Origin of the sequence: Pseudomonas sp. AB6, from assembly GCF_034314105.1 — a bacterium.
Taxonomy (GTDB): Bacteria; Pseudomonadota; Gammaproteobacteria; order Pseudomonadales; family Pseudomonadaceae; genus Aquipseudomonas.
The window spans coordinates 886,496-909,348 of sequence record NZ_JAVIWJ010000001.1 but is presented as its reverse complement, the minus strand read 5'-3'; the positions used below and the strand labels follow the sequence as shown (position 1 = coordinate 909,348).

The 22,853-nt window shown below is 54.0% G+C and carries 21 protein-coding genes and 7 pseudogenes; 20 read left to right on the top strand and 8 right to left on the bottom strand.

All coding sequences use genetic code 11. From position 1 onward, the window contains the following. Positions 1–70 precede the first annotated feature (70 nt). The 3 genes and pseudogenes from RGW60_RS04230 to RGW60_RS23690 all read right to left on the bottom strand — a co-directional run. Positions 71–295 (bottom strand): DUF2188 domain-containing protein, encoded by a 225-nt coding sequence (locus tag RGW60_RS04230; protein WP_322202440.1) that lies wholly within the window; start codon positions 293–295, stop codon positions 71–73. Between the two features lie 71 nt (positions 296–366). After that, positions 367–1,509: pseudogene (locus RGW60_RS23695) on the bottom strand (ATP-binding protein); the annotation flags it as partial. Between the two features lie 138 nt (positions 1,510–1,647). Then, a pseudogene (locus RGW60_RS23690) lies at positions 1,648–2,823 on the bottom strand (PAS domain-containing protein); the annotation flags it as partial. 800 nt (positions 2,824–3,623) lie between these two features. On the opposite strand from RGW60_RS23690, the gene RGW60_RS04220 reads away from it, so the two are divergent. The 5 genes and pseudogenes from RGW60_RS04220 (at position 3,624) to RGW60_RS04205 (ending at position 8,740) form a co-directional block, all read left to right on the top strand. Then, positions 3,624–3,938 (top strand): cation transporter, encoded by a 315-nt coding sequence (locus tag RGW60_RS04220; RefSeq protein WP_322202436.1) that lies wholly within the window; start codon positions 3,624–3,626, stop codon positions 3,936–3,938. 59 nt (positions 3,939–3,997) lie between these two features. Further along, positions 3,998–5,038 (top strand): DMT family transporter, encoded by a 1,041-nt coding sequence (locus tag RGW60_RS04215; RefSeq protein WP_322202434.1) that lies wholly within the window; start codon positions 3,998–4,000, stop codon positions 5,036–5,038. Between the two features lie 190 nt (positions 5,039–5,228). Further along, positions 5,229–6,266: pseudogene (locus RGW60_RS23685) on the top strand (methyl-accepting chemotaxis protein); the annotation flags it as partial. Then, entirely contained in the window at positions 6,264–7,151 is an 888-nt protein-coding gene (locus RGW60_RS23680; RefSeq protein WP_416194841.1) for a methyl-accepting chemotaxis protein, read from the top strand. The pseudogene RGW60_RS23685 and the gene RGW60_RS23680, both read left to right, overlap by 3 nt. A gap of 257 nt (positions 7,152–7,408) precedes the next feature. Then, positions 7,409–8,740 carry an MFS transporter gene (locus RGW60_RS04205; RefSeq protein WP_322206838.1) on the top strand — a complete coding sequence of 444 codons (1,332 nt, stop codon included), beginning with the start codon at positions 7,409–7,411 and terminating at the stop codon, positions 8,738–8,740. Between the two features lie 143 nt (positions 8,741–8,883). Here the strand turns inward: RGW60_RS04205 and RGW60_RS04200 are convergent, their stop codons facing one another. The 3 genes and pseudogenes from RGW60_RS04200 to RGW60_RS23670 form a co-directional block, all read right to left on the bottom strand. After that, complete coding sequence (locus RGW60_RS04200) at positions 8,884–9,675, bottom strand: hypothetical protein (protein ID WP_322202430.1); 792 nt, start codon at positions 9,673–9,675, stop codon at positions 8,884–8,886. A 399-nt stretch (positions 9,676–10,074) separates the two neighbouring features. Beyond that, positions 10,075–10,863 (bottom strand): methyl-accepting chemotaxis protein, encoded by a 789-nt coding sequence (locus RGW60_RS23675; protein WP_416194840.1) that lies wholly within the window; start codon positions 10,861–10,863, stop codon positions 10,075–10,077. A gap of 69 nt (positions 10,864–10,932) precedes the next feature. Then, positions 10,933–11,748 (bottom strand): annotated as a pseudogene (locus RGW60_RS23670) (MCP four helix bundle domain-containing protein); the annotation flags it as partial. 424 nt (positions 11,749–12,172) lie between these two features. Between RGW60_RS23670 and RGW60_RS04190 the strand changes: the two are divergent. From RGW60_RS04190 to RGW60_RS04170, 5 genes are all read left to right on the top strand, one after another. After that, complete coding sequence (locus tag RGW60_RS04190) at positions 12,173–13,525, top strand: OprD family outer membrane porin (RefSeq protein WP_322202426.1); 1,353 nt, start codon at positions 12,173–12,175, stop codon at positions 13,523–13,525. Between the two features lie 211 nt (positions 13,526–13,736). After that, entirely contained in the window at positions 13,737–14,441 is a 705-nt protein-coding gene (locus RGW60_RS04185; RefSeq protein ID WP_322202424.1) for a YoaK family protein, read from the top strand. Positions 14,442–14,498: 57 nt separating this feature from the next. Continuing rightward, complete coding sequence (locus RGW60_RS04180) at positions 14,499–14,843, top strand: DUF6388 family protein (protein WP_322202422.1); 345 nt, start codon at positions 14,499–14,501, stop codon at positions 14,841–14,843. A 76-nt stretch (positions 14,844–14,919) separates the two neighbouring features. Further along, the gene (locus RGW60_RS04175; RefSeq protein ID WP_322202420.1) at positions 14,920–15,270 is read left to right on the top strand and encodes a hypothetical protein; all 351 of its coding nucleotides are present in this window, start codon (positions 14,920–14,922) and stop codon (positions 15,268–15,270) included. Between the two features lie 45 nt (positions 15,271–15,315). Next, on the top strand, positions 15,316–16,104 hold the full coding sequence (locus RGW60_RS04170; protein WP_322202418.1) for an SDR family oxidoreductase: 789 nt from the start codon (positions 15,316–15,318) through the stop codon (positions 16,102–16,104). A 57-nt stretch (positions 16,105–16,161) separates the two neighbouring features. Here the strand turns inward: RGW60_RS04170 and RGW60_RS04165 are convergent, their stop codons facing one another. Next, positions 16,162–16,488, bottom strand: a complete 327-nt coding sequence (locus tag RGW60_RS04165) for a hypothetical protein (protein WP_322202416.1) — start codon at positions 16,486–16,488, stop codon at positions 16,162–16,164. 690 nt (positions 16,489–17,178) lie between these two features. On the opposite strand from RGW60_RS04165, the pseudogene RGW60_RS04160 reads away from it, so the two are divergent. From RGW60_RS04160 to RGW60_RS04125, 9 genes and pseudogenes are all read left to right on the top strand, one after another. Then, positions 17,179–17,346: pseudogene (locus RGW60_RS04160) on the top strand (hypothetical protein); the annotation flags it as partial. A 297-nt stretch (positions 17,347–17,643) separates the two neighbouring features. Next, entirely contained in the window at positions 17,644–17,892 is a 249-nt protein-coding gene (locus tag RGW60_RS23665; protein ID WP_407074033.1) for a type II toxin-antitoxin system MqsR family toxin, read from the top strand. Continuing rightward, entirely contained in the window at positions 17,819–18,220 is a 402-nt protein-coding gene (locus RGW60_RS04150; protein ID WP_322202414.1) for a type II toxin-antitoxin system MqsA family antitoxin, read from the top strand. Before RGW60_RS23665 ends, RGW60_RS04150 begins: the two co-directional genes overlap by 74 nt. Before the next feature lie 660 nt (positions 18,221–18,880). Next, a complete protein-coding gene (gene lysC / locus RGW60_RS23660) occupies positions 18,881–19,018 on the top strand; it encodes an Rz1-like lysis system protein LysC (protein ID WP_369124705.1) in 138 nt (45 codons plus the stop codon). After that, positions 19,015–19,167 (top strand): annotated as a pseudogene (locus RGW60_RS23655) (phage tail protein); the annotation flags it as partial. The gene lysC and the pseudogene RGW60_RS23655, both read left to right, overlap by 4 nt. Positions 19,168–19,312: 145 nt before the next feature. Next, a complete protein-coding gene (locus RGW60_RS04140) occupies positions 19,313–19,768 on the top strand; it encodes a phage virion morphogenesis protein (protein WP_322202410.1) in 456 nt (151 codons plus the stop codon). A gap of 270 nt (positions 19,769–20,038) precedes the next feature. After that, positions 20,039–20,287, top strand: coding sequence for a CopG family ribbon-helix-helix protein (locus RGW60_RS04135; RefSeq protein WP_322202408.1), 249 nt, complete (start codon positions 20,039–20,041; stop codon positions 20,285–20,287). Further along, complete coding sequence (locus tag RGW60_RS04130) at positions 20,265–20,555, top strand: type II toxin-antitoxin system RelE/ParE family toxin (protein WP_322202406.1); 291 nt, start codon at positions 20,265–20,267, stop codon at positions 20,553–20,555. Before RGW60_RS04135 ends, RGW60_RS04130 begins: the two co-directional genes overlap by 23 nt. A gap of 97 nt (positions 20,556–20,652) precedes the next feature. Further along, positions 20,653–21,282 (top strand): phage baseplate assembly protein V, encoded by a 630-nt coding sequence (locus tag RGW60_RS04125; RefSeq protein WP_322202405.1) that lies wholly within the window; start codon positions 20,653–20,655, stop codon positions 21,280–21,282. Here the strand turns inward: RGW60_RS04125 and RGW60_RS04120 are convergent. Further along, a pseudogene (locus RGW60_RS04120) lies at positions 21,233–21,610 on the bottom strand (site-specific integrase); the annotation flags it as partial. The gene RGW60_RS04125 and the pseudogene RGW60_RS04120 overlap by 50 nt on opposite strands. Before the next feature lie 101 nt (positions 21,611–21,711). On the opposite strand from RGW60_RS04120, the gene dusA reads away from it, so the two are divergent. After that, on the top strand, positions 21,712–22,722 hold the full coding sequence (dusA, locus tag RGW60_RS04115) for a tRNA dihydrouridine(20/20a) synthase DusA (protein ID WP_322202403.1): 1,011 nt from the start codon (positions 21,712–21,714) through the stop codon (positions 22,720–22,722). Positions 22,723–22,853 lie beyond the last annotated feature (131 nt).

The window sequence follows — 22,853 nt, the reverse complement described above, 5'->3', positions numbered from 1 at the left end:
AATCCAAGAGCCGAGAATTTATTCGCAAATGAGGACAATCGTTCACTTGGAATGCTGCACGTGTGCACTCTCAACCCGGCGGTTGCGACGGGTCGGCGCTATGTGGATACGTACGCTCCTCCTGTATCGTACCGTCCTCCTTATGAATCCTTAGCGATGCTGTTCGCGCACTGAGGAACTCGCTGGCCAGTTTGATCAATTCTTCTTTGGTGCCTACTGTTTTTGAAGCATGAACCGCACCCCGCTTTTTCAATGACCAGAAAGTTCCGGTTTTTTCGATGTGGTAGTTATCCATAATGGCTCCGTCAACAAAATAAACGTTGTTAATGCGCCACCGATGGATTCCAGAGGTGTATTAAAATTCCATCAACCCGCCGGACGATGCTGAGTCACCACCGCCTTGCGCAGAACCCGCGACAACTGCTCCACTGAGTAAGGCTTGTGCAACAACTCAAACCCGTACGACCCTTTCTGCGCCAACACATGGCTATAGCCACTGGTCAGTACCACCGGCAAATCGGGGTACCGTCGGCGAATCTCCTGAGCAAGGTCAATGCCGTTCATTCCCGGCATGATCACGTCGGAAAAAACCACATCAAACTGCATGCCGTTTAAAGCCAACTCGGTCAGTGCATCCTTGGCATTCGCCACCCACACGGCGACATAACCCAGCTCACCTAACGTTTGCATGGCGAAGCTGCCCACTTCTTTGTTGTCCTCCACCACCAACACACCGGTGCCATGACCATTTACCAGGACATCGGGCTCTGCAACGGCCGCCAAGGGCAACGGGCAAGCAACGTGGGGCAGATAGAGGGTGAACAAGGACCCTTTGCCGAGGGCGCTGCTGACATGAATTTCGCCGCCCGACTGTTTGGCAAATCCAAACACTTGGGACAACCCCAGGCCGGTGCCTTGCCCCACATCCTTGGTGGTGAAAAACGGCTCGAAGATCTGCTCGATATGTTCAGTGGAAATGCCGGTGCCGGTATCCTCAAGCGACACGGCGATGAAATCACCTTCGTTCGGCGTCTGCATGCCCGGAATGTAAGGGACACAGCTGACGCTAATGATCAGCCGCCCCTCTCCGTCCATAGCGTCGCGAGCATTAACCGCCATGTTTACCAACGTGGTATCGAACTGGCTGCGATCCGCGTTAACAAAGCAGGCTTGTGAGGGAAAGTGCGTGATGATCTCAATCCGTGAGCCGGTCAACGCACGGACCATATCGACAATGGCCTTAACTCCCAGATTGACGTCGAATACCTCCGGCATCAATGCCTGGCGCCGGGCGAAAGCCAATAACTGGCCAGTCAGCTTGGCTGCCCGGTCTACGGTATCGGAGATAGCGTTGATGAACCGCTCTCGCTTCTCTTGGGTAAGATTGGGACGTTTGAGCAGATCGGTCGAGGACTTGATGACTGTGAGCAAGTTGTTGAAGTCGTGGGCCACGCCGCCCGTCAACTGGCCGACCGCCTCCATTTTTTGCGCCTGACGCAAGGCTTCCTCGACCTTCATCAGCTCACCCGTGCGCGCCTCCACCTTGGCTTCCAGCGATTCGTTGGCCTCCCGCAAGCGAACCTCACTGCTGCGCAAGGCCGCTTCGCCAGAACTGCGCTCGGCGGCTGAACGGGTTCTTTCCGCGACTTCCTGAATGAACTGCAATTCCTCGGCCGACCAACTTCTCGGTGCCCTTTGGGCGACACACAGCACAGCAACCAACGCATCACGCTCGATGACCGGAGCATAAACCAGCGTCGGGATCTGCGCTGCGCTAGCCTTCATCGGCATCCGGCCATGGACTTGCACCATCTCGCCGCGCTGAAGACGCGCAACATGGGCAGCTTGGTGCTGAAGCGGTGACCATTGCACCGGTGACTCGAATCCCGGCGCGCTCCAAAACTGCTCGATACTTAACACTTGGGCCTCCCCGCTGAAAGCCCCATAGCCCACACGACTGACCTGGAGTGTTTCGCCGACTACTTCAGTGGCAGCAACGGTGATGTCAGTCGCATCGCTAAGGCCGCGAAATCTGTCGGCCAATCTACCCAATGATTCTCGCAAGGTTTCGGCTCTTCGCCGGCTGGTTTCGTTGCGCGCGATTTTTAAGAAGCCTTGAGGCTGGCCGGTAGCGTCCAACGGTAAGGGATGGACCGAACCGTTCAAGTAAACGTATTCGCCGTCTTTGCGCACATGCCAGCGCTCGTCGGCTGCGCTGCCTTGGCGTAAGGCGGTGGCTCGTTCCTGAGCGTCAGTGCCGCAGGCACGATCGCCAGCCGTAAACAGTAGCTCACTCTTCAAACCGGTAATTTCGTTGGCGGTCCAGCCGAAAATACTTTCTGCTCCTTTGGACCACGTGCTGATGCGGCCGTCTAGATCAGTGGTGAGAATGGCGTAATCCTTTGCACCTTCGACGACAAGTCGCAGCCGCGCCTCACTTTCGCGCAATGCCACATCGGCTTTGACCCGCACTGTGACGTCGGCGCCTTCGACAAAAATCGCCGTCACATTGCCGTGATCATCCTTGATGGGTTGATAGACAAAATCGACGAACCGCTCATCAATGGGACCGCCAGAGACAGGCTGAACGGCAAACGAAGCGCCAATAGCAGAAAACGCCACTCCGGTGTCGAAAACGTTATTGAGCAACTGTAAATAACCCTGTTCAACGGCGTCCGGCAACGCCTCGGCTACCGTTCGGCCGATTACTGGCCGATGGCCGATCAATTGTAGATAACCAGGATTGGCCAGTTCGAAACGGTGTTCCCGACCACGCAACATGGCCATGAATGTCGGCGCCTGCTCGAACAGTCTCGAAAGCATGACGCCTTCAAGGGCAGCCCGTCGCTTGGCCAAGATTTGCCCAGTAGTTTCAGTGCACAACACCAGAACGCCGCCAATGCCGCTCTGGCTGTCTTCGTCGTCAACCGGGCTGAAACCGTAGGTCCAATAGACGTCATCCTGGCGACCATTGCGGGTGATGGGGACTAATTGATTTACATGCCAGGTAGCTCCGCCACCGCTCATCACCTGGACAATCTGCGGACCAATCACGTCCCAGATTTCATCCCATACCTGACGCGCGGGCTGCCCCAGTGAGCCAGGGTGCAACTCCGGGCCTAATGATTGCCGGTAAGCATCGTTGTAGATGCAAAGGCTGTCCTGCCCCCAGAAAATATACATAGGGTGATGGGTGTTGAGCATCAAACGCACAACCGTGCGCAGGCTTTGTGACCAACTGTCCGGGACGCCAAGCGCCGTGGCGTCCCAGTGATGGCCGCGAATCAAGCGTCCCATTTCGCCGCCGCCCTTTAAAAAGCTGGCGACATCCCGCACCTTCTCAATCGACACGGCGTGGGCCTAAAGATATGAACATCGAAAGTCTTAAAGGTCTTGGAATCATTTTCTGCTCACTCATGTCCATTACTTCGCGTCGGAGCAAGACCACAGCGTCGGTTCATTTATTGATCAGTTTGTTTCTGATGGCTGTGCAAAGGGCTAGTCAAAGATCTATTGAAAACTCAATTCATGGACAAATGTGCTCATGTTTATAGAACATAGTTCAAATACGTTCATTTCATCCGTATAAATGCCGGATAGAGCTGGATGACGACCTGGAAGTCATGACCGAACATCACCTTCACCACCCCGATACATCTGGCCATGATCATGGCTCTACCGGCCATCACCATCACTCTGCCCCTGCTGCTGGCTTTGACAGCGCTTTTGCCATAGGTTCTGCAATAAATGCAGCTTTTGTCGCCGCCGAAGTGGCTTTTGGTTTGACCGCCCATTCGGTCGCGTTATTGGCCGATGCGGCACACAATCCGGGCGATGTTTTGGGTCTGCTGCTGTCGGGGTGGCGCTCTGGCTCGGACGCCGAGGTCACACCCAGCCGTACCTATGGTTTGGGCCGCAGTTCAAATCGAGACGGGTGACGTAGCATGTCCTTGCCAGTTGGCACCGGCACACATTATTAAAATCTGGGAGCCCCCCGATGAACGTAAGTGTTTTATATGCGCTCGCCGCAGCGGCGTTATTCGGTGTAAGTACGCCACTGGCTAAATTATTCGGCATTGGAATCAACCCACTATTGCTGGCCGGTCTTTTGTACCTTGGTAGTGGCCTGGGGCTGGCCGTGACCCGAGTGATCCGGGATCGAGGCTGGCGCGCCAGCGGCCTTACCCCACTGGAATGGCCATGGTTAATCGGAGCAATCGCCTTCGGCGGCGTGCTTGGGCCAGCATTGCTGATGTTTGGATTAATGCGAACTTCTGGCGCCGCCGCTTCGTTGATGCTGAATCTAGAGGCTGTCCTGACCGCACTAGTGGCCTGGATAGTCTTCAAAGAGAACGCTGACCGACGCATCGTTGCCGGAATGATCGCTATTGTTCTTGGCGGTCTGGTGCTGTCGTGGTCACAGCAACGTCAGCTGGCTTTTGACTGGCTCGGGCCAATGGCAATCACGCTAGCCTGCCTATGCTGGGCAATTGATAACAATCTGACCCGCAAAGTATCGGGGTCCGATGCGCTATTCGTGGCAGGTAGCAAAGGCTTGGTCGCCGCAACGGTCAACTGCTCACTGGCGTTGTTCATGGGTTCTCGGTTGCCGGGCATTTCTGTTCTGGCCCCGACACTTCTGCTGGGTTTTCTCGGCTACGGCGTCAGCTTGGTGCTGTTTGTGCTCGCCCTGCGGGGCCTCGGCAGCGCACGTACCGGCGCCTATTTTTCGACCGCACCTTTTCTCGGTGCAGCGATCTCGCTTTTGTTGCTGAATGAACCCGCCCCCCCACTGTTCTGGGTCGCATCGACATTAATGGGGATTGGGGTCTGGCTTCATCTCACCGAGAATCATGCACATGCTCATGAGCACGCCCCTCTCAAACATAACCATCGCCACGTTCACGACGAGCACCATCAACATAAGCACGCATTTAAGTGGGAAAGCGCTGAGCCCCACAGCCATGAGCATGCGCATGCGCCATTGCAACACAGCCATTTTCACTTCCCGGACATTCATCACCGCCACCGGCATTGAAGCTTCAGCCACCGGCGATTACGGCCAACAAATCCGTTAGTTTCAGTCTCTTGATCGATTCCCTGAACATTGACATACAGCTATCGGTTTTTTGGCCGATAGCGTCTTTGCGCATGGGTTTATTGGCCTGATCGGAAGGATTCCCCGCCGCGCGAAGATGAAAGAATAGACCCCATTGCGGAGTAACTCGATGAATAGCTGGCTTGCCAATATCAGCGTCAATATCAAGCTGGCTTTGGGCTTCGGCCTGGTGCTGGTACTGACCGCCATTTTGGCGCTGATCAGTTGGACCAGCCTTGATGGCCTCATAGATCGCAGCGACCGGATGAGCAGTATTTCGGCGCTGAGTAACCAACTGGCTAACCTGCGGGTATCACGTTTGCAGTACATGATTGCCAATGGTGACGAGACCGTTGGACAAACCGTACAAGTGGCCATTGATGGCTACAAAAGTCAGCAGCAGAAACTGCGAACAATGCTAAGCAGCGCCGAGGACGCAAAGTTGCTTACCCAGTTGAGCGATGTCAGCAACAACTACGAAAGCGCCTTGGTAAAAATGCGCAATGCCTACACCGTCAGCAGCCACGTCCGGGCGCAGATGGGTATCGACGCGGTGAAGGGCGCTGACATCATCGGCGCGATCATCACCGCCGTGCTGCAGATGGCACCCACTGATGAAGGCCGATTCGTACAGTACCAAGCGATCATGAAAGCCAAGGAAGACTTGGCACTGGTGCGATACGAAGTACGCGGATACACAGCTAACGTCACGGCCAATACCGAACAAAAAGCCATGAATCAACTGCAATCCACCATTGGCGGCCTTAAACCACTCGGTGAGGTATTCGGCAGCTCACAACCGGAAAAACTCAAACAACTGGAAACTGCGCTGCTTAATTACCGGACCTCGGTCCAAGCGTTCAAGGTCGCCAACGGTGATATCGTTTCCTCGCGTAAATCACTGGGTGAGCTGGGTGCTGCCATCCTCAGCCTAAACGACGAATTGTATAAACTTCAGACCCGCTTGCGTGATCAGGACAGTGCTCGGTCACGCACCCTGCAAATCGGCGCCACGCTGTTGGCTTTGATCATCGGGACCTTGGCGGCGGTGATCATCACGCGTCAGATCACACTGCCATTGCAACAGACGTTGACGGTGATCGAACGCATCGCTTCAGGCGATCTGTCTCACAGCCCGGCCGTCACCCGCCGTGATGAGCTCGGCATGTTGCAACAAGGCACCCAGCGCATGGGCAGTACCTTGCGCGCGTTGATTCGTGGGATTCATGAAGGCGTGACACAAATTGCCAGTGCCGCTGACGCATTGTCCGCGGCGACCCAACAAACCAGCGCTGGCGTCAACAGCCAAAAAATCGAAACCGATCAGGTCGCAACGGCCATGCATGAAATGTCGGCCACGGTTCAGGAAGTGGCACGCAGCGCCGAACAAGCTTCAAACGCTGCTTCTGCCGCTGACAAGCAAGCCCGCGAAGGCGACAAGGTGGTGGGCGAGGCGATTGTGCAGATTGAGCGCCTGGCGGCTGAGGTGGTTCGCTCCAGCGAGGCGATGAATGGCCTGCAATTGGAAAGCAACAAGATCGGCAAAGTCATGGACGTCATTAAGGCTGTGGCTGAGCAAACCAATTTACTGGCACTCAACGCCGCGATTGAAGCTGCACGGGCCGGTGAGGCCGGTCGTGGGTTTGCGGTGGTCGCGGACGAAGTACGGGGCTTGGCGCAACGAACGCAAAAGTCCACCGAGGAAATCGAAGCCTTGGTCGCCGGCCTGCAACACGGTACGCAACAGGTTTCGAGCATCATGCTCAGCAGCCGTAACCTGACTGACAGCAGCGTAGCCCTGACCCGACAAGCCGGCGCCTCGCTGGAGAGTATTACCCAAACGGTGTCGAGCATTCAGGCGATGAACCAGCAAATCGCCGCCGCCGCAGAGCAACAAAGCGCAGTGGCCGATGAAATTAGCCGCAGCATCATCAATGTGCGCGATGCTTCAGAACAGACCGCCGCGGCCAGTGGTGAAACCGCAGCGTCAAGCGTTGAGTTGGCGCGCCTGGGCACACAGCTGCAAACGTTGGTCAGCCGTTTTCGCATGTGAGAGACGGACCAGAGCAGTGCTGCGCAGATTTGCGCGCAGCACTGAAGCATCGGTCAGGCCCCAGTAAACATTAGCGACCTACCATTGCACAGACGAACCTTAAACCGGCATGCTCACTTTCCAGCTGTTTGCCTGCCTGGCAACCTGACTGCCTGATTCAATCAGATGTCTTCGGAGCCTCGTCGGTAATGACCCAACCCAGCCCGCTGGAAACCCGCGCTGTCAGCACCAAACTGTCGTCCCTTGAATTCCGTGGAATGGTCGCGATTCTGCTATCGATTGCCTTGGCGACCCTCGACACCGCTATTGCTAATACCGCGTTACCAGCCATCGCCGCCGACCTGAACGCGTCGCCTGCTGCCTCGGTATGGGTGATCAATGCGTATCAACTTGCTGCTGTCGCCACGTTGCTGCCGCTGGCTGCGCTGGGTGGAATAATCGGCCATCGCCGGGTGTTCCTCGGTGGTCTGGTGCTATTCATCGTGGCGTCCGGACTGTGTACTTTGTCGTGGTCATTGCCGACTTTGACCATTGCCCGGGTGTTTCAGGGACTAGGCGCCGCCGCTATCATGAGCGTCAATGCAGCCCTGATCAGTTCTATTTTCTCCCCTCAACGTTTGGGTCGAGGGCTGGGTATGAACGCACTGGTGGTGGGCTCATCATTTGCTGCCGGACCCACCGTGGCGTCTCTAGTGTTATCGGTTGCACATTGGCCGTGGTTGTTTGCCATCAACCTGCCAATTGGCCTGTTCGCTTTGTATTTTGCCTGGTCCACTTTGCCCGTAACAAAACTCAGCGGTCTGCCGTTTGATCGCATCACGGCGACGTTGAACGTGATTGCCTTTGGCGCACTGATCTTCGCCTTGAGTCAGGCCGCACAACTGGGCTCTATGACCAGCGTGATGATTGCCCTGGGCATCTTTATAGTGGGCGGCGCATTGATGCTGCGCCGGGAGGCTGCGCATCCGGCACCAATGTTTCCATTGGACTTGCTAAAGCGCCCGCTGTTTGCCCTTTCTGCCCTCACAGCAGTCTGCTCGTTCGCAACCCAAGGCTTGGCGTTTGTGTCACTACCGTTCTTTTTCGAAAACGTCTTAGGGCGCGACCCGGTGCAGACTGGCTTTTTAATGACGCCGTGGTCGGTGGTGGTGGCAGTAATTGCGCCCTTCGCCGGGCGTCTGTCAGATCGCTATCCACCGGGACTCCTGGGCGGAATTGGATTAGCCGTGTTATGTGGCGGAATGATTTCGCTGACCCAGTTGCCGAGTAATCCAGACGCATGGGACATCGGTATTCGCATGGTGATCTGTGGTCTGGGCTTTGGCTTCTTCCAGGCACCCAACCAAAAGGCCCTGCTCACCAGCGCCCCACCTGAACGCAGCAGCGGCGCCAGTGGCACCATCGCCACCGCACGCCTGATCGGCCAAGCCACCGGCGCGGCATTAGTGGCCCTGAGTTACGGGATTTCCGGTGACAAGGGCCCGGTGCTGGCCCTGACCATCGGTGCCTGCTTCGCCGCAGTCGGCAGCGTTGCTAGCGGTTTGCGCTTGATGACGCCAAACACAGTTAGTAAGCGAATTGGGAAGTGACGAAAGAGTTAACAGGTTAATAATCCAGGGCTATTTTGTGACTCGCCCCTCCCAGGATTACAGGCACCCCCTTACCCTGAACGCAGCACGACAAGGCGGCGTAGAAAATGCGGCATTTTCTACAGCCGTTTTTAGGGGCTTGATCACAGACTTGGCGGCGATGAATTTGATTTAGAAAGTGGTGAAACAACGGGCGTTGGGCGACGTGGCTTTAAAAAGTCTCGCGACCGGCGTATACGGCTCGCCAAGGTGCTGTTCGCGTGCAAATTGTCATAGTGAAATACCGCAGTTGCTCGCACGACGTCGGGGTCTGCGGGTAAATTAGTGTGCAGCGAACGGTAACCCCAGAACAAATACATATCGCCTGGCAACATGTGAATTCGAGTGAACTTCTCGTCACCGTTGGCGTAACGTTTCTTCAACCAGCGTTGAGCCCAGCGATTATCAACGAGCATTTTATCGATCAGGTTGAAAAAGTAATTGCGCCGTAACGGACGATGATTACGTAACATCAACAGATCGCCTGGATCGGTTTCCTCTGGCATGCAGACGGGCATAATTGTAGTTAGCACAAAAGAGTCGTAATGAAAGATCATTGACTCCCGCTGGCCACCATCGCCTATCAAACAGCGCAACACTTGATGCAGCTGCCGCTCGACTGGCTGTCGTCCCGTGGCAATCTCTACAATCCGCTGGCACAAATCAATGAATACGGCTGAACTACCCCATTCGTGAAGCAGAGAACCGGAAACGGCCTCTTGCCCAGTCAATGCAACATAGCCGTTGCCCGCAGCATCGACGGCGGCCATCACAAGGTTCCTTAACTCCGTTAACTCATGGTCTGTAGCCCATCCGGGTAGCACCGCATAACCATCCTTGTTGATGGATTCCACAAGGGTTTTAATTCCAACTTCCGAAAACGACGTGTATTGCATACGCCTGCACCTCTTTGTGTATCGTCCGTTTTTTTGAGGTTGGCCAACAATGCATAGCTATACGAATCAACTACGAAGGCAAAAAGAGAGTAGCAGTACTTATAAAAGGCGCAATTCCAAAGGACCATAATTTATTTAAATTTATCTTGTACGCTGTTGTACATTTTTATACGACCCAGGTATCTTCGCTATCAAATAGCGATACTTTTCTATAAACGCTAAAAATAGTCTCTTTTATACACTGTTACTTTGAGTTAACAGCACATGTCTTGCAGACGGACACTTTGGGGTATTCGCTGAACAGATCATCGGCGAGTTGGCTGGCGACGGGTACACACCCAAGGAAGCTGGCTGCTAGCGCACAGCAGTCGCCTATAATTCGGGCCAGCCCGCTAGCCCTTACAATACAAACCGCTGCACCATCGCATTCAAATCCGTCGCCAGCCTCGACAACGCGTCACTGGCAACGGTGGTTTGCTGTGCGCCCGAGGCAGTTTGTGCGGACAAGTCGCGAATGCTGCTGAGGTTTCGATCAACTTCACTGGCAACGCTAGCTTGCTGGTCGGCAGCATGGGCGATGAGTAAATTTCGGTCGCTAATGGTAGAGGTTGCCGTAATGATCACCGCCAATGCGTTACCCGCCGCCGCAGCCTGATCCAAGGTAACGTTGGCTTGAGTGGCGGTAAGCCGCAGCGCTTCTGCGGTGGCTTGGGTGCTTTTCTGTACGTCGTTGATCAAGCTTTCAATCTCCGTGGTGGAGGCGCTGGTGCGTTTTGCCAGAGAGCGCACTTCGTCAGCAACCACCGCGAAACCTCGACCAGCGTCCCCCGCCCTAGCGGCCTCGATGGCCGCGTTAAGCGCGAGCAAGTTAGTCTGATTGGCAACGGCACGGATCACATCAAGAATTTTTCCAATGCTCAGGGTACGCTCAGCGAGGCTTTCAGCCTGGTGCGAGGAGTCGAGCACATTGCCAGTCAGTTGCTTAATGGACGCAATGGTATCGTGTAGCCGCTGTTGCCCCTGAACTGCTGCATTGCTGGAGGCCTGAGATTCCCCGGATGTGCTGCTGGCATTGCCCGCTACCTCTACGGCTGCTTGGCTCATTTGATTAACCGCGACCGCAGCCTGCTCAATTTCGTCGTTTTGCAATTGCAAATTGTGTGCGCTGGATTGAGCGATAGAGCTCATTTCCTGAACCGATTGCGCCAGCTGCGTCGCGGCTGAGCCAATCTGCGCGATAGTGCCGTGAAGGTTGCCACGCATACGTCCCAACATACTAAGCAGTTGAGCGGTTTCGTCTTTCCCCACAGGAATAGCTTGCGGACTAAGGTCGCCCTCAGCAATGGTGCTAGCGATGTGCAGTGCGTGACGCACTGGGCGGATGATGCTGACGCTCAAGCGCCATGCCAGCAGCAACGTCAGCACCAACGCAAGAATAATTGCGCTTAACGCGATTGACCGAGCTTGGCGGTAGCTTTTTCCCGCTGCCTCGACCGTCGTCGCAGCGCTCTGCTTATTGAGCTCTCGCAGCAGTTGCACCTGCATGTCCATCAAGTCGCCCTGCATGGACAATGTGGTGTTGACCAGCATTCGTGCGTCGTTGATTTTTCGTTGCTCAATAAGAGACATTTCATCATGCAAGCTGGGAATAAAAGTTTTATAAGCTTCTTGCAACGCCAGGATCGAATCGCGTTCGGTGCTGTCGGTAACGCGGGCAAGGTAGTCGTGGAAACCTTTCTCGACCTCGTTTTTCAACTGCTCGACGTTGATTTTGCTGGTAATAACCGCACTCGGATCATCCGCGTTTGCTACCAGATTAGAGGTCTCTGCGCGCATTTTGACTAAGTCGATGGCCAGAAGGTCGGCCATGGCGATACTGGGCATCGCCCCGCTTTCAACGGCTTCGCCCTGCTTGCGGATGTCCTGCATTTGCCACAGACAAAATGCCCCAACGGCCACTAGCAGTGCGGCAGTAATGCCAAAACAACCGACCAGGCGCTGGGTGATCTTAAAACGTCGCAGTACGGTCGTTTCGGAAAATGAGCTTAAAACCCGAGGCCAAAATCTATTCACTGCTGATTACGCCTCTTCAACGAGTACTTCGGAGAGGCATGTATAAGGCTATTGTGTGATGTCTTTGTGACATTAGGAAAATATTTGTTCTGCACTGTATGCAATGAAAACTGCAATTAAGGTTAGACCGCACCAGGCTCGTGTAGGCAGCACTTTAACTAAAGTCTAGTAGACTCCGTCGTCGCTCACCGCTAAGAGTGCGCGTAGTTACACTTCCAATTCACACAAGTCAAATGAATAAAGCCTAACTAAAGTTTCATACTCGCCATGGCCTTACGTCATTCAACTGTCATACGGATAACTTTTACTGAGCCTAATTACTGACAGCGTAGGTTCGCTGTAGTTCGGCTAATGCAGTGCGAGTCTGAATACCCGACTATTACGCTCTGCGACCGATTGAATATCCCTGTAAACGAGACTCATGATGATCAAGAAACTAACCAGGCCAGTAGTTGGCGTTCTACTGGGCGGCGTAATGCTATCTGCACATGCGGATTTCATCGATGACAGCCACGCCGACTTGACCCTGCTCAACCGTTACCTGAACCAACAGGGCCGCGATGTAGTGGGAAGCACGGCCAAAGCCAAGAGTTATCGGGATTGGGGGCAAGGTTTCCAGCTCAACTTCAAATCTGGCTATACCGAAGGCGCGGTGGGTGTTGGCCTCGATGTCGAAGCGTTTTACGGCGTTAAGCTCGACTCGGGCGGAGACTTGAATAACAAAGATCATCAAAGTAATTACCCGGGCAGCATGTTTCCGTTACACGACGGTAAGTCGGCTAATGATTTCAGTGTCTTGAGCCCGACCTTTAAAATGCGCTTCCTTAAAGATGAATTGCGCGTCGGCATGCTCAATCAAAACAACCCGATGTTGGCCAACACCGATGGCCGGTTGTATCACCAGACCAATACCGGTACGCAACTGGTTTCCAAGGACCTGTCGGACTTCACCTTCACCGGCGGCGACATCATCCTAACGAAGATCCGTAACGAAACTAACGACAGCGACATGACCACCGGCGGGGGTGCAAAGCTCAGCAACCGCTTCCTTTACGGCGGTGCGGATTATGCGGGCTTGGCTAATACGACAGTCAGCCTGTGGTATTCCAACTTGCAGGATTACTACCAACAGGCATTCATCGGTGCCAAACACACTGATCGACTGCCGGTTGGCAGCCTGCTCAGCGATTTTCGGGCCTACCGCAGCTTGGGCGTCGGCGGCAACGCAGATGGCAATACCGACTACGCCACCGCAGGTTCCTACAGCGGCGGCTTGAACAAAGGTCGGATCAACCAATCGACCTTTAGTTTGATGGAAAGCTACAGCCTGATGGGTCATACCATTGGTCTTGGTGCGCAGAAGAACACCGGCGATAGCGACTTTCCGTTTCTGGACTCTGGCTTGAACAGCGGCGATGCACGCCAAGGGCCTGGAGCCGGCGCGGACACACCAGCACTAACCAACCTCCAACTCAATAAATTCCAGCACGCGGGGGAGCAAACTTGGCTTGCGCAGTACAAGTATGATTTCAGTCAGCTAGGAATCAACGGCTTGGGCTTCGCTGCAACTTACGGGTATGGCGATCATATAAAGGTTGCCAAGGGCGGCAACAGCGAGTGGGAACGCGACTTTGCGTTCAGTTACTTGGTGCCAGAAGGGAAGCTGAAAGGTTTTGGCGTAACCTGGAAAAATGCGATGGCTAACCCGAGCATGATCGGCCAGACCCATCAGGACGAAAACCGCTTCTACGTCAGCTACGTCGTACCTTTGTGGTAGGCAATAGCCTGGCATAAGCGAAGCACCGCAACATTCAAAGCCGGACCCACACATGACGTGGGTCTGGTTTTTTTTGGAATGCAATAAATGCCTCTGTAGAAATTCGTCGAATTCAAATCCGGTGGTGATTGCCCCATACTCAGGGGCGCGAAAAGACTCGATTGTTCGCCGTAAGGAAAACCACGGACCCCGCCCACATGAAAATCTGCTGATGTTGCCCTCCCCAGTCAAATCTCACGTCCATCCTGCACTCCTTCACGCGCAAAAATGGCGCGGACGCGTTGGTCTTACGCTCGTTGCCTGTCTCTCTGTCTTAGCGGGCATGACCGACGCCATCGGTTTCATGGCCTCGGGAGACTTTGTATCGTTTATGAGCGGTAACACCACCCGTCTAGCAGTCGCCATCAGCAATGGCGATTTAAACCTAGTGCTGCGCCTTGCGTTGCTAGTCGCGACCTTTATCATCAGTAACGCACTGGGCATCGTCGTCAGCCGAATGACCAGTCGGCGCACGCTGCCGCTGCTGTTATGCATTGCCGCCCTGCTATGTGCATCAGCGACATGGCCATTTGATAATCAACTTCCGGCATTACTGGGCGCCATTACCGCCATGGGCATGCTCAACGCTGCCGTCGAAGAGGTGAACGGATTCCCGGTCGGACTGACTTATGTGACCGGCGCCCTCTCCCGTTTTGGTCGCGGCTTGGGACGGTGGATGCTGGGCGAACAGAGAAATGGCTGGAGGGTTCAGTTGATTCCTTGGACAGGTATGTTCGTCGGCGCAGTAGTTGGCGCTCTGCTTGAACAACATCTGGGTCTTAAGGCTTTGTTTGCCAGCGGCGCGCTTTCTGCCATTCTTGCAGTTGCGTCGTTAAAGATTCCCCGTCGCTGGCAGCTGGCGTATATGCCTAAATAACAGCATTGGCAAAGCAAGCTGCACGTGCTCGAAAAACGCTATTAAAAAGCAGACCCCATGATCCCAGCCGAACAGCGTCACCAAACCGCGCTAGAGACTTTCCTCAACCAACACCCTGCCCTTTGCGAGGAACTCGACCACCTTAACCCTTTAGCCGCGCAGGCCAAAGGCGAAACCATGGCACATTACCGCGACGAGCGGCTCCATGAAGCCTTCGAAGCGGAGGCCGAACAGTTAGGCTTCTTTGCTTGGGAGCTGACGTTGAAGTTAACCGCCACATCCGACGAGGAATTCCAGGCACAACGCCTCGAAGTGCACAAGGAAGTTGCTGAAATGGCTGGCATGACCTGGGGGGACTACTGCGCGGAACACGGGATTGACGACGGTGTATTGCCTTACTGATGACCAAATTGCCTGCGCAAACCCGCCCCTCACCGGCAAGTGTTACAGTCAGTGTTTTCCAAACCAAGGACACACCATGCGGATATTTATAGGCGCCCTTACCCTTGGATTCCTGGCAGGCTGCGCATCGCCGAGCATGGATATGGCCCGCACCGCAGCGCCGCGCAAAATCTTTACCTCCGAGAAAAAAGACGAACTGGTTGCTCAATGCATTCAATTTGCCTGGCAGGACGACGTGATGTTCGGCGTCGAAGCCGATGCGTACCTGAAGCCGGGCACTAAAGGCGGTTTCACGGTTTATACCCGTAGCGCTGAGTATTTCGCCGACGTCCAGAGCGCAGCCACTGGGACGACGATCAACTATTATGTCGCCAAAGATGATGCTCTGGCCGAGCGGCGATTGGCCTCATTGGCGACCTGTCTGTAATATTTTCTGTCGGCTTCGCCGCCCATCTGAACGAGGTTTAATTTCATGGATTTACATTTAAGAAATAAACTTGCACTGGTGTCCGGTTCAACCAAAGGCATTGGCTTCGCCATCGTCTCCGGGCTGGCTCGTGAAGGCGCCCGTGTGATTCTTAACGGTCGTTCCCAGGCATCGGTGGACGAGGCGCTAAGCAAACTTTCTGGGCTATACCCCAAAACGGACGCCCAAGGGTTTGCGGGCGACTTGTCTGACCCAGAACAGATCAAGCGATTGCTCGCGCAGTTCCCGGAAGTCGACATTTTGGTAAACAACCTCGGAATTTTCGATCCCAAGCCATTCGAAGATATTTCCGACGAAGAATGGGATCGGTTCTTTAACACCAATGTAATGTCCGGCGTACGCCTGTCACGAGCCTATCTACCGACGATGAAAGCCAAAAACTGGGGTCGCGTGGTCTTTATCAGCAGCGAAAGCGGCGTGCAAATTCCGGTTGAGATGATTCATTACGGCGTCACTAAAACCGCACAATTGGGCTTATCTCGCGGCTTGGCCGAAAGTTGCGCAGGCACCGGTGTCACTGTTAATGCCGTGCTACCAGGCCCTACCAGTTCAGAAGGCGTAAGTGAATTTGTGAACAAATTGTCGGGTGGACAACCGTTCGCAGCGTTTGAAAAAGAATTTTTCGAAAAAGCTCGCCCTACCTCGCTTCTGAAGCGTTTTACCACTCCCGAAGAAGTCGCCAACATGGTGATTTACGTGTGCTCCCAAGCGTCTTCAGCTACCAATGGAGCTGCATTGCGAGTAGACGGCGGCGTGGTCAAATCGGCTTTTTAAGCACGGTCAGCACCCTTTGGGGTATCACAGTAAAAAGAGCGTGATAAAGGCTTCCTTTTACAACTCGTCTTCAACAGGCGGTTTGGGTGAAGGGAGTTCGCTGAGTATGTCTGCGAGATCGTGCCAAGGATGCTGGCACGTTTCGTAGCGAAAACTGCAGCTAAAGTCGTGCTTAAAAGCCTCATCTGCCAGCCAGATATTTTGCATTCGCTGACAATCGGTGCATTGCAAATGATCGAAAAGCACAGTCCATCTTTGACGCCAGATCATCATGTCGCGGCTTAGCTTTAGGCCCTGGCTCAAGTGTGTTTCTACCCATAAGGTCGGCTCAACCTGCACTGGCTTATAGTGAAGTTTCGCAACGTCGTTTAATTCGATGCCCATTGACAACTCCTTTCGAACCCCATCGCCTAATCACCTCTTGCAAGAAGTAGCAGCAAGCCACCGCGACCTAACGTATTAACCGCCACCCCACAACTCAGAGAAAATGACGAGCCAAAAAGCATGACGGTTCAGAATCTCCCGATGAGTGGTAAGTCCCCTCCCAAAAAAAACGTCAGATAACAACCAGATGCGTCCTTATGCTCCCTATATGCAAAGGGGTAATTCAGGACGTTCCGTTTTCAGGAGACTGTTAAGCGCCAAATTGCTATCGGCTTTGATGGAGGCAGGAGTCAGCGCGGGTTCGATGGAAACAATAAAACCGGTAGCCCACCACATGGCGGTAAGCCATAAAACACCAATAACCAGAAAAAGAGCGAGCAGTCGTTTTGCGTTCATGAGCCTCACTCGGCTGGAGCTCTGACTGCGAGCAACAATAAATTAAGTACAACTTAGTTCAGTTTCGTTCAGTTCGTTAGATATTGACGGTGTCCGACCCTAAACGCGTTGTCCCAATTTCCGATAAGACCGCAGCCAAGCTGCGCACTGGTCCGTTTCAATCCATTCAGATTCGGCGCAAAGCGTTATCAGCAAAGGAGTTGATAGCCACGATGAGCAACCGATGAAAATGTTGCGAGCGAGGACAGAAAAAAACGGTCAGTTTGATGGCAGGTGGCAGTATGGAAATTTTGCTTGGCTTGGGCTTCACTTTCCATTACGGGGGATTCAACTACGTTGGCGCCGCTTGAGGGCAAAGTGCTGCTTGTGGTCAACGTCGCATCGAAATGTGGCCTCATGCCTCAATACGAGGGACTGGAAAAGTTCTATGAGGCCAAGCGCGCTGAAGGATTGGACCCGCTAAGAATGCGCACTCCGGGAACAAAGGCCTGTGAGCGTTTCAATCTCCCTTCGTACCAGTTTCGTACCACTCCCCACCCAAACGGTCGCCGGAGATTTACTCTCGCTCATCTGAAGCAGCTTCTGACAAAAATAACCTATTTGCCAAATTTAAACCTATTAGGTTAATATCTTTTTCATGGAAAAACGAACCCCCCACAGCAAACTGACCACCGTCAAAGCCCTGATCGAAGCGGGCAAGGTACGTACCACAAATGCTGCGCGAGTCGGCGCAACGGACTTGGATCTGGGCTTACGGATATGCTGGCCATCGTGGCGGCTCTCACGCCACCAGATTTCTACAAAAGCATGACCACCCACGCCGATCACGCCGTCTGGCAAGACGTATACCGCCCCAGCACAACCGTTGGCGACGTGTATTTAAAGCTGACAGTCATTGCTGACGTGCTGATCGTTCCTTCAAGGAGTTATGAATATGAAATGCCCTGTTTGTGGTGCGGCGGAACTGATCCACGACACCCGCGACCTGCCCTATACCTACAAGGGTGAAAGCACCGTTATTACTGCGGTGACTGGGGACTTCTGCCCGGCCTGTGCGGAATCCATACTGGACGCGACTGAATCGGATCGGGTAATGCGTGAAATGCGCCAGTTTTCGAAACAAGTAAACGCAGCCATTGTTGACCCCGCTTTTATCAGTACTGTGCGCAAGAAATTATCGCTCGATCAGCGCCAAGCGGCTGAAATTTTCGGGGGCGGTGCTAATGCTTTTTCCCGATACGAAACTGGCAAGACCAAGCCACCGCTGTCTCTTGTCTTGTTGTTGAGGCTGCTAGACCATCACCCCGAGTTATTAAGTGAGGTCAGGGCCGCGTAACATCATAGCTGCGTGGCAAGCTTCCTGGCTCATTCGCCCATGGTTCTCAAACAGGAAGTCCACTCCCTAGTCAGCGGTTTGCGGCCTCGCGGACTGCCCTGGGAGGCTCTCCCGCCAAAATGGCACCCGGTTCAGCTATGTTCGTGTTGCGGCGGGTACCAGCTCGTCGTGTAGCAATTTTTTAGCATTTAAGCTTTCAACCTCCTAGTTCAATGAGTCCGCGACAGCGCTAGCGCTAGGTTTCGCGAGCATGTGCATCGACGTCTACGTGTGTGCTAGTCGGCGTTTTTGGGGAGAGCCACCGGAAAAAGGTAATAAAAGTAATTTGGTCTCGATTAACGCCTCAAGCTATTGATTTAATTTAGGTTTTACTAATATAGAAAAGGTAATATTGGTCGGTTGTAATCTGAGCTTTATGCACCGCCCTTTAAAATCAATAGCTTACGATCACATTTCCTTTTTCAAATTACCTTTCTAAGTAATGTCCTTGAGGCAGAAAAAACGTGGCCTCTAGCCCGATTGCACCCTCGTTTCACCTAAATTACCTTTTTCCGATGGCGATCCTTAAATCGCACGGGTTGCTGTGATGCGTCTGTAGGAGGTTTGCGTCCAAATTTAGCTCCGTGCTGCAGGGTTACCGTCACTGGTTGTCCGGCCGTAGTGCCCTGCAGCCTACCGGCGACACAGCCAACCCATAACGGCGAGTTACTGACCGATCAAGAGCGGGTCGAGTCCGCTTGGGCCGAATGCGCAGCCCAAGTCGAGATGCTCTATCAGCAACAGCAGGTCGCCCCATGAACAAGTCCGACAACCTTCGCGCCCACCTGCTGACATCCATCTCAGAACTCAAACACGACCCTGATCGCCTGCTGATATTCATCGACAACGGCAGCGTCCGCTGCACGGCAGCCACTAGCCTGTCATTCGAATACAGCTACGACCTGCGCCACGCTTCAGAACCGCAATACACCGCCTATCAAGACGCCGAGCCAGTTCAGGTCTACGCCAACGGCGAACTCCTCGCCGAGTGGCAACCCCCGCAAGCGGGCGATGCCATGGCATTAACCACCCCGCACCCACGGCCGGATCGCCATGAGTGATCTCGATGGCTTGGAAGACTGGGTCGGCGTCCTGCTCAACAAGCTTGAACCCGCCGCCTGCATCAGCCTGGCACAAGGCATTGCAAAGCAGCTACGCCGAAGCCAACAGCAACGCATCACCTCCCAGCGCACGCCCTCAGGCAGCGCGTTCACGCCGCGAAAGCAACGCAATTTGCGGAGTAAACAAGGCCGTATTCAGCTCAAAGCCAAGATGTTCAAAAAGCTGCGCACCGCCCGTTACCTGAAGGCAAAGGGCGATGCGAACGCGATTACGGTGGGCTTTACCGGGCGTATCGCCCGTATTGCCAGGGTTCACCAGTACGGATTGAAAAACCGTCCCGGAAAAGGAGCGGCGGATGTTCGTTATGCGAAACGGGAGCAGTTGGGGTTTACTGCTGCGGATCTGGAGATGGTCCGCGACAGTTTGCTGAGGCACCTCGCCGACTGACCGATACAAGCTAGCAAGCTACTTCTCAGAATGTACTTCAGGAATAAACCGACAAACGGCAAGCAAATTTTTTTGTTTCATAGCAACACCGCAAAAATAATTGGTGTCCCAGTTTCAGGCGCGAAACAGGGTTGAATGTCCCGAGCTATCAAGACAAATGCGCCCTTCTTCCTTGTGCAAACATTAGCGCCTAGTTGCATTATGTTTAGCAGTTGATTACATTAATCAATATTGTATACGACGTATACAGAACTTCATGAGGAAGAAATGATGGCTTCGCCTGTTTTGTCATTTCGCGTGGAAGATGTGTTGGTAGAAAAGCTTGATCAACTGGCCCAGGCTACTGATCGTGATCGTCAATATCATCTCAAACGCGCGTTGGCTCGTTATGTTGAATCTGAATCCTGGCACGTCAAAGCCATCGCCGAAGGTATGGCGGATGTCGAGGCTGGCAGGGTAACTGATCTAGAAACCGTTAAAGCCAAGTGGGTAAAGCGTGCTGCTAATCGAACTGACTGAAAAAGCGCAAAGCGACCTGGATGCGATCCATGAACACTATGTATCGCACCTAGGCAACGGAAGAGCTGACGCTGTTATCGCGGACATTTTTGACTCCATCGAGCAGTTGAAAACCTTTAGAGGCATGGGCCGTCCCTCCCAAGCGCCCGATGTTCGTGAGTTAGTTTTAACCCGCTACCCCTTTATCGTTGCTTATCATGTGGCCCACGAGATCATCTCAATTGTTCGCATTCTTCATGAACGCAATGAACGTAATCGCGACTGGTGATCTCCGCGCATTGAAAGTTGGGCGGTGTACTCTGTAGCAGAGCCCCACACAACCCCCTCTAGCTGCGCCCCGCACGCGTGAACGCCACTATGGCGGCATGAACGATTTCGCCGCTATCGCCCGCATGCTCGAAAATTTAATCCGCTTCGGTACCATCGCCGAAGTTCAGATGGTGCCGCCCCGTGTCCGCGTTAAAACCGGTGATTTACTCACCGGCTGGCTGCCATGGCTGGCCCTGCGGGCCGGGGCGGATGTCGATTGGGACCCGCCGACGGTCAATGAGCAAGTGCTTTTGTTGAGTCCATCCGGCCAGTTGGCCAACGGGGTCGTCGTCACCGGGGTTTACTGTAATGCGATACCCGCCAACGGCGACCGTGGCGGTTTGCATCGCCGTACCTATCGCGACGGTACGGTTATCGAATATGACAGCAACGCGCACCACTTGAAACGTACCCCAAAACCTGCGCATTCCCCTGCAACTAGGGGCCGGCGTATGAACACCTTTACGGCTATCGACCTGAGCCAATTGCCCGCACCGCAAGTGGTCGAGCAGATCGACTACGAGCAGATTCTGGAAGAACGCAAAGCCTACGCCATTAGCCTTTGGCCAGAGGACCAACAGGGCATGTTGATTGAACTGGGGCGTCGGGCAAGGATACCTTCGAAGTGGCGCAGAATTCAGCGCTCATACGCCACCGGGCGAATTCGACCAATCGCCGGCTATTGATGTCCGTGTCTTTCAGGTTGCCGAAGTCGGCGACACTGATCGCCACAAGGGTGGCCCGCTTGGTCTTTCCCAAGGGTCTGACCTTCTCCATCTCCAGTAGGTACCGATTGATCATGTCCTTGATGGTGACGCCCTTGCGGTTCGCTCTCTCGATGGCGCCGGGTTGATCCAACTCTGTTTCACACGAACGAGTCCAAGCCTGCGCTGCCTGTTTCCGGGCGAAGGTCTTACTCTCTTGGTAGACTTGCACTCCTTGACGCATGATTCGGATTTGAGCGGTATAGCTGGCCGTTCCGTCGGCCCGTTTTCTGATCCTGATAGTTGCCATATCGATTTGGTACACGCCGGTTTTGAGTTGGTACGTTGTACCATCGAGCTGAAAAAAAGCCCTAAATCGCCCTGAAACCCGCTGTGAACACGTAGAGAAAAATGTTACCGAAATCAGCTATATACCCTGTAAACACAAGCTCTACGGTGTCTAGGCGTTTCTCTGTTGCCCCCATGATGGATTGGACCGATCATCATTGCCGGTACTTCCTGCGGCTACTGTCAAAGCATGCGCTTCTCTACACTGAGATGGTCACTACCGGCGCCTTACTCAATGGCGATCACGAGCGCTTCCTGCGCCATGACCAGGCCGAGCATCCATTGGCTTTGCAATTGGGTGGCAGCGTCCCTGGAGACTTGGCAACGTGCGCGCGCATGGCGGAGACTGCCGGTTATGACGAGGTCAATCTGAATGTGGGCTGCCCGAGTGATCGGGTGCAAAACAATTTGATCGGTGCTGTGTTGATGGCGCATCCGGGGCTGGTAGCGGATTGTGTGAAGGCAATGCGGGATGCAGTGGCTATTCCGGTGACCGTGAAACATCGCATCGGAATCAATGGCCGAGACAGCTACGCCGAGCTGTGTGATTTTGTCGGGCAGGTGCATGAAGCGGGTTGTACCAGCTTTACCGTGCATGCGAGGATCGCGATTCTTGAGGGTTTGTCGCCGAAAGAGAATCGCGATATTCCGCCGCTGCGGTATGACGTAGCGGCAAAGCTGAAGGCAGATTTTCCCGATTTGGAAATTATTCTGAACGGTGGCATCAAGACCCTCGACCAGTGCGCCGAGCATTTGCAAGTCTTTGATGGGGTGATGCTGGGCCGCGAGGCTTACCATAATCCATACATTCTGGCTGCCGTCGATCAACGGCTTTTTGGCAGCACCGCGCCAGTGATCTCCCGGGCGCAAGCGCTGTCGGCGTTGAGACCTTATATTGCCGCGCATATTGAGAACGGCGGGTCGATGCATCACATCACTCGCCATGTACTGGGGCTTGGCACGGGGTTTCCCGGGGCACGGCGCTTTCGGCAACTGCTGTCAGTTGACATACATAAAGCGCAGAACCCACTGGCGCTGCTGGATCAAGCGGCAGAGCTGCTGGAAGGTCGCTAGTTATCTGTAAGTTCACGGAACAAGCTGTGCGGATGGGGCTCAAATGTTCTTCGATTGCCCATCCGCCTCAAGACGCATTTAGAAAGATGTTTTCTTGAGTGGTCGGCAGCGCTCGGGTAATGTCATCTAAC